The organism is Streptomyces sp. NPDC104096 (genome assembly GCF_055584385.1).
Map to the genome: position 1 here is coordinate 1 of NZ_JBVJMD010000127.1, position 6,506 is coordinate 6,506.

At 68.5% G+C, this 6,506-nt stretch carries 5 protein-coding genes and 2 pseudogenes; 3 read left to right on the top strand and 4 right to left on the bottom strand.

The annotated features are described in order from the left end of the window. Positions 1-279: 279 nt before the first annotated feature. A pseudogene (locus ACZ60B_RS42355) lies at positions 280-519 on the top strand (IS5/IS1182 family transposase); the annotation flags it as partial. 185 nt (positions 520-704) lie between these two features. On the opposite strand, the gene ACZ60B_RS42360 reads toward ACZ60B_RS42355, so the two are convergent. Next, the gene (locus tag ACZ60B_RS42360) at positions 705-1,619 is read right to left on the bottom strand and encodes an NADP-dependent oxidoreductase (RefSeq protein ID WP_469397271.1); all 915 of its coding nucleotides are present in this window, start codon (positions 1,617-1,619) and stop codon (positions 705-707) included. Positions 1,620-1,829: 210 nt separating this feature from the next. Between ACZ60B_RS42360 and ACZ60B_RS42365 the strand changes: the two are divergent. Further along, positions 1,830-3,366: pseudogene (locus ACZ60B_RS42365) on the top strand (ISL3 family transposase). 66 nt (positions 3,367-3,432) lie between these two features. Here the strand turns inward: ACZ60B_RS42365 and ACZ60B_RS42370 are convergent. Both ACZ60B_RS42370 and ACZ60B_RS42375 read right to left on the bottom strand, forming a co-directional pair. After that, complete coding sequence (locus ACZ60B_RS42370; RefSeq protein WP_469397274.1) at positions 3,433-4,377, bottom strand: DUF389 domain-containing protein; 945 nt, start codon at positions 4,375-4,377, stop codon at positions 3,433-3,435. A 488-nt stretch (positions 4,378-4,865) separates the two neighbouring features. Then, positions 4,866-5,682, bottom strand: a protein-coding gene (locus ACZ60B_RS42375; RefSeq protein WP_469397279.1) for an IS5 family transposase whose coding sequence is annotated in 2 segments (ribosomal slippage) — positions 4,866-5,339 and positions 5,341-5,682 — 816 coding nt in all. Because the reading frame shifts where the segments join, the coding sequence is not laid out codon by codon here. Positions 5,683-5,906: 224 nt separating this feature from the next. On the opposite strand from ACZ60B_RS42375, the gene ACZ60B_RS42380 reads away from it, so the two are divergent. Next, positions 5,907-6,293: a hypothetical protein gene (locus ACZ60B_RS42380; RefSeq protein WP_469397277.1), complete on the top strand. Its 387-nt coding sequence runs from the start codon at positions 5,907-5,909 to the stop codon at positions 6,291-6,293. A gap of 48 nt (positions 6,294-6,341) precedes the next feature. Here ACZ60B_RS42380 and ACZ60B_RS42385 read toward each other — a convergent pair. Continuing rightward, a partial coding sequence (locus tag ACZ60B_RS42385) for a transposase (RefSeq protein ID WP_469397281.1) occupies positions 6,342-6,506 on the bottom strand: 165 nt, incomplete at its 5' end.

Consider the following 6,506-nt stretch of genomic DNA (forward strand, 5'->3'; position numbering starts at 1 on the left):
GCCGGGTGCGCGCTGCGCACCGGCGGCCCGGGGAGCAAACTTTGCGTCGGTCCGGCACTGACGTCCGCTCCGGCCCCGTACCCGCAGGTCAGCGCCCCCTCCCCGCGGCTTGAGGGGCAGCGGCGGCGGCAGCTCGAGGGCGGGCGGACATCGAGGTGCAGGACGATGGACTGCCCGTTGCAGCGCGTGACGCGACGGACCGGGCACGGTGCTGCCGAAGTGCTGAAGCTGCGGCACGCGGGCAGCGGGCAGGGGGCAGGGGGCAGGCGATCACCTCATGCCGAACTCACTCACCAGGGCGGCGGCTCATGGGTGACGACGGGCATCAAGCGCAGGCTCCTGCAGGAAGTCACCCTCACCGAGAAGACCGTCAACCGGGCCTTGTCCGCGGCACGGGCACCGGTCGGACGCAGCGTCGCGCGCCTGAGGTCCTGGCGGATCTTCTGCAGATCCCGAACCAGCCCGAACCGCATGACGTCAATCGCCAAAGCCGTCCTCACCCTGGAGCGGCAACGCTGAAGAAGCTCACTGTGTCAGCCGTTGTCGGAGGTGTGGGTTACGTCCTGCCGTGGCGGCTGCGGCGGGCCCGGCGTGAGCAGACCTCGCCAGTATTCCTCGGTCGCCCACCCTCGGCCTGACGACTTCTCGATCGCGCCTGGCGGGCACCGTGGCCCGGCGTCGGGATCGTGCGGTGCCCGGCCGGGTCATGCTCGGGTGAGCACGATCTTCTTACCGCCGGCCCGTCCGGTAACCACCCGGGCGAACGCAGCCGGTCCCTCGCTCAGCGGCAGGGGTTCCGGTGCGAGTTTCAAGGTTCCCGCGGCGGCCTGCTCCGCCAGCTGGACAAGCTGCGCGGCGTTGGGCTCGAGGTAGAGGTCCCAACTCGTGATGCCTCGTTCCTCCGGAGGCGCGTCCGAGGTCAGGGAGCACAGTCGGCCGCCGTCCCGCACCAAAGGCAGGGCGGCGTCCGCCGTGCCGGTGGCGATGGTGAGGGCGGCGTCGAACCCGCCGCGTACCTTGGCCGGCCAGTTCGAGTCGTGGTAGTCGACGACCTCCGTCGCTCCCAGACCGAGCAGGCGCTCTGTGGCGGCAGCAGACGCGGTCGCGGTCACCTCGATGTCCTTGGCCGCAGCGAGCTGGATGGCCAGGGCTCCGGTGGCCCCGCCTCCGTTGGTGATCAGGAGCCGTTGTCCTCGGCTGAGGTCCAGCTTCTCCAAGGCCTGCAACGCGGTGAGTCCGTTGACCGGCAGCGCCGCCGCGTGCACGGCGTCCAGCCCGGGTGGGCAGGCTGCCGTGTGATCCGCGTTGACCAGAACGCGTTCGGCCCAGAAGCCGCTTCCCCCGGGCAGCGGGGCCTCGTGCGCGAGCACCCGGTCGCCTACCGCAAACCCGGTGGCACCTGCTCCGACGGCCAGCACCTTGCCCGCGCCCTCCACTCCCAGCGCCGCCGGGGGGCGCAGCCCCACGTCCCAACCAGCGCCGTTTAGCAGTTCGTCCCACGGGCCGACCCCGGCCGCCTCGACCGCCACCAGGATCTGTCCGGGCCCGGGAGATGACGGTTCGGGCAACTCCAGCAGGACGACTTCCTTCTCGGCCCCGGATACTCCGCACGCCTTCACAGCAGATCTTTTTCCTCTCACTCAGTCCAGCCGACCGGGAGGGGCGGGCCGGAAACCCAGAGCAAACACCAGTGTCGACCTCGGGATCCCCTGCAGAGGTCACTTGTGGTCTCAGCCGCATTGGTGTCGAGCCCAGGCAGGGTCTGTCAAACGAGCGGGTCTGTTCCGTAGTCGGCGGTGACGGAGGGTGCTCGCCTGTGATCATTGAGTGTGCATGATGCGAACGCGCTTGCAGGAACGGTGTTTTCGGGGATGTCGGCGTTGGTCATCGAGAATGTGGCGGACGGTGGCGAGATAGTCCGGGTTACGGCTCGGACCCGGGATGCTCCCGTTCCCTGTCCGGTGTGCGGAGTCCTGACGAGGAAGGTCCACGGGTATCACGGCCGGACGGTGCGGGATGTGCCGCTCGACGGCCGGCAGGTCGTGGTCGGGGTGAGGATACGACGGCTGGTCTGTCCGGTCCTGGGCTGCAGGCGGCAGACCTTCCGAGAGCAGGTCCCCGGGCTTCTGGAGCGCCATCAGCGCCGCACCACACGTCTGACCGGTCAGCTCTCCGGGCTGGTCAAGGAGTTGTGCGGTCGGGCGTCCGCCCGACTCGCCCGATCGCTGGCCGTGCCCGTGTCGTACGCCTCCGCCCTGCGGCTGCTGCGGCGGGTGCCCGTGCCGGCGGTGCGGATCCCGCGGGTGATCGGGGTCGACGACTTCGCCCTGCGACGCCGGCAGAGCTACGCCACGATCATCATCAACGCCGAGACCGGTGAGCGAATCGAGGTACTCCCCCGGCCGCGAAGCCGCCCCTCCGGAAGCCTGGCTGCGCGGACATCCGGGCATCGAGGCCGTATGCCGGGACGGATCGGCCACCTACGCCGAGGCGGTCCGCCGAGCCCTGCCCGACGCGGTCCGGATCAGCGACCGCGGGCACCTGTGGCACAACCTCGCCGAGGCCGTCCGCAAAGAAGTCGCCGCGCACAGCACCTGCTGGGCGAAAGCGGGCCCGCCCCCGGTTGAGGGGAGACAAGCCGCCACCACCCGCGAGCGCTGGCAGCAGGTCCACGCCCTGCGCGAGCGCGGAGTCGGACTTCTGGAGTGCGCGCGTCGCCTCAACCTGGCTCTCAACACTGTCAAGCGCTACGACCGTGTTGCCGAGCCCGAGCACCTCATCCGCACCCCCAAGTACCGGCCCACCCTCGTGGATCCCTACCGTGATCACCTGCGCAAGCGCCGACTGGAGAATCCGGCCGTCCCCGTCACCCATCTCCTCCAGGAGATCAGGGAGCTGGGCTGCACCGGCAGCTCGAACCTGCTGGTCCGCTACATCAACCAGGGCCGTGTCGAGGCCGACCGGTCCGCCCTCTCGCCCCGGTGCCTGGCCCGCTACCTGCTCACCCGCCCCGACCGCCTCAAGGACCACCAGCGGGAACGTATCGAGGCCGCCCGCGCTGCCTGCCACGAGATGACCGCTATGGCCGCCCTCATCCGCCACTTCGCCGTGCTGCTGGATCCCGCCGACGGCAATGCCGCCCTGCCGAGCAGCTGGATCACCTCGGCCCAGGCCGAGGACCTGCCCCACCTGCATGCCTTCACCCGGGGCCTCGAGAAGGACCGCACCGCAGCCGACGCCACCCTCACCCTGCCGCACCACAACAGCGGCACCGAAGGCGTGAACAACAAAACCAAGCTGATCAAGCGCCAGATGCACGGCCGCGCAGGCTTCCCCCTCCTCCGCCACCGCATCCTCCTGGGCTGACCGCACCCTCCGTCACCACCGACTACGGAACAGACCCCGTGTTTGACAGTCCCGGGGCCGGCTGCACTACTGATTCGCTGCTCTGGTGACCGACCGTTGTCGGGCCCAGAGCCATTTTTGGGCCAGCAGCGTAAGGGTCCCTGCGAGCACGATGCCGAGCAGGTTCAAGGCGAGTTGTTCCGTCGAGCCCCAGGCCTGGCGGTACTCGCCGAAGGAGAAGGCGACGGCCGCGTTCGCCGCCGCCGGGACCGTGGTCACCGAAATCGCGACGCCGACGAGGGCGCCGGACTTCGCCGACGTCAGCGACAACATCCCCGCCGCGCCCGCCAGTGCCGCGACGACGAACGAGAACGCGTCCGGCCGGTAGATGAAGTTGGTGTTGGGCCGCTCGGCCTCCAACTGCACCTTGGTGAACAGGCCGGCAGCCTCCATGAGGAACGTGAAGCCGACCGCCAACAGCATGGCCGCGGCAAATCCCACGGCCAGCGCCACCAGTGAACGCAACGCCAGTCGCGGACGCCGTCGCACCAGCGCCGTGCAGATCCCCGCAAGCGGTCCGAACTCGGGACCTACGGCCATCGCGCCCACGATGAGGATGGCGTTGTCCAGGACCACACCGCAGGCGGCGATCATGGTGGCCAGGGTAATGAAGGCGACGTAGGTGGCCGACAGCGTCGACTCCTCGTGCGTCTCGTCCGTGAGGTGCTCCCACAAAACTGCGTCCGCAGCCTCGCCAGGTGCGTCCTCGACGGCCTTGTCGGCGCGCCGGGACAGCGACAGGTCGATGTCCTCCACGGCGATGGACCCCGACTCCTCCACGCCCAGATCCTTCAGCGCGGTGAGGAGTTCGTCGCCCGCCTCACGGGCGACATCACACATCACGACGTCCCCGGCGGGATCGCGGGCGGCCCCCGGCAGCACCACGAGATGCGCGGTGCCGACCGTCCCCCCGATCAGCTGCACCACCTCCTCGGTCGTGTCGGCCGGAGTGATCAGACGCAGATGCAGCATGAGCTCAGCCTAGTAGTACAACGCGGCTGTCCTGATCACCGAGCAGACGCCCGAGGTTGCCTCCGCAGGAACTGCACTGCCTGAATGCGGGCTTGGTCCTTGCCTGGCCAATGCCTGCGCTGCGCACCACCCCTCGCGGGAGATCCTCCTCCCCGACGGCGGCTCCACCGACCACACCGTGGCCGCCGCCACAGCCACCGCCCAGGACGACGCCCGGATCACCGCGGCCGACAGGGGTGAGAAGCACCGGCCGCCGACGCCGGACCGACTCCTGGAACTGGGGCTCAACCACAACGCGCCCACCAAGGACGTCCGCGTTGCGCTCTTTCGGGCGTGTGCGGCGTTCTTACTGACCGTCTCCAACGGGCTACTGGCCAAGTACGGGCTGCGGCGTGCACAACGCGACGGCACCTCGGCCCGCCTCCAAACCCTCGCCGCCCAGCCTCGGACGGACCGAGTGTGTCTGAAATATCGCGTAGGACCGTGTCCTACATGGTCAGTTTGAGGAGCCGTTTGTAGCAGCAGAAGGCGGCGGCGAGTCCAAGGAAGGCCAGGCAGTTGCCTGGTTGGCGCTCGTAGCGGTGGTTGAGACGGCGGTAGCCCGTCAGCCAGGACATGGTGCGCTCGATGACCCATCTGCGCCGGCCGAGCCGTTCGCTGGAGTCGATGCCTCTGCGGGCGATCCGGACGCCGATGCGCCTGCCCCGTAACCATCGACGCAGGTGAGGGATGTCGTACGCCTTGCCGGCGTGGAGGCGTTGGGACTTGGAACCGGTCGCGTGGGATTCGTGTCCCATGTGGAAATGGGACAGCATGGGCTTCAGCGCCTGGCTGTCGTGGGTGTTGGCCGCGGAGAATCCGACGCGTGGGGGCAGTCCGTTCGCGTCGGACAGGACGTGCATCTTGGAACCGGGCTTACCTCGGTCCACGGGGCTCGGACCTGCAAGTTCGCCCCCTTTTTTTGGCGCGTACGTGAGCTGAGTCGAGGACAGCACGGGACAAGTCGATGAGATCCTGCTCGTCCAGGAGCTGGAGAACCTTCTGGTGCAGCCGGCCCCGGACCCCGGCGCGGGACCAGATGGCGAAACGGCGGTGCACCGTCGACTTCGACGCTCCGAAACACGGTGGCAGGGCCCGCCAGGCGCAGCCGCTGACCAGCACATAGATGATCGCGGCGAAGACCGCTTCATCGTCGATGTTCGCGATCCCGCCGCCCTGCGGACGCACCCGCGCCGATGGCGGCAACGGCTTCGCGATCTCCCACAAACCATCCGGAACAATCCATCCCCAGCGCCCACTCCCGATGCGCAGGACAACGATTAGCTGACCATGTAGGCACGGTCTTGATCCGGCTTCGGACCTCCGGCTCAAACCCCGATCAGCTGACCGTCACTCTCGGTGGCCCGTCCGGGGGAAGACTGCCCGAACGGTGGCGCCACCGCTGGTGCAGCATTGCGATCATGAAATCGCCATGAGCCAATCATTTCATGATCAGACATGCGATACGTACGCTCTGTGCCGCCTCCCTCGTGGCCGCTCCCCTCGCCCTGACCGCGACGCCCGCACAAGCCCTGACGTCATGCACGGTCAACGGCAGCCCTGTATCCGGTACGACCGTCAGCGGTACTACCGGCCCCGACTACATCAGCTGCGGCGCCCTCGCCGTGGGTGACAGCGTCAACGGCTTGGGCGGCAGCGACTACATCGTCATCAACGGCATCGTTGCCGGCACCATCGACGGCGGCGCCGGTGGCGACTCCATCACGGCCAACGCCGGTACTGCGGTGACCGGTAGGATTCTCGGCGGAGCCGACGGCGACTTCATCACCGTCGGCCCAAACGCCGGCACCGTCGACGGCGGACTCGGGTCGGACTACTGCCGAGTCGCTTCCGGTAACCCTCCCATCAACTGCTGACCAGCCGGGGGCTCGTCAACCGGCTCTAGAGGGCGTCTGAAAAGCCTGTCAGCGGGCTGACCTTGCAAGGCACCGCATGAGGAGCATGGCCATGGTGAGGTAGATGACGTTCTCCGAACAGACGCGCAGGTACTCGTAGTCCTTCGACAGTCGGCGGCATCGTCCCAGCCAGGCGAACGTCCGCTCTACGACCCAACGCCGCGGAACCACCGC

Coding starts and splice junctions, on each gene's coding strand:
- ACZ60B_RS42370 (WP_469397274.1), bottom strand. CDS start 4,377: ATGCTGCATCTGCGTCTGATCACTCCGGCCGACACGACCGAGGAGGTG.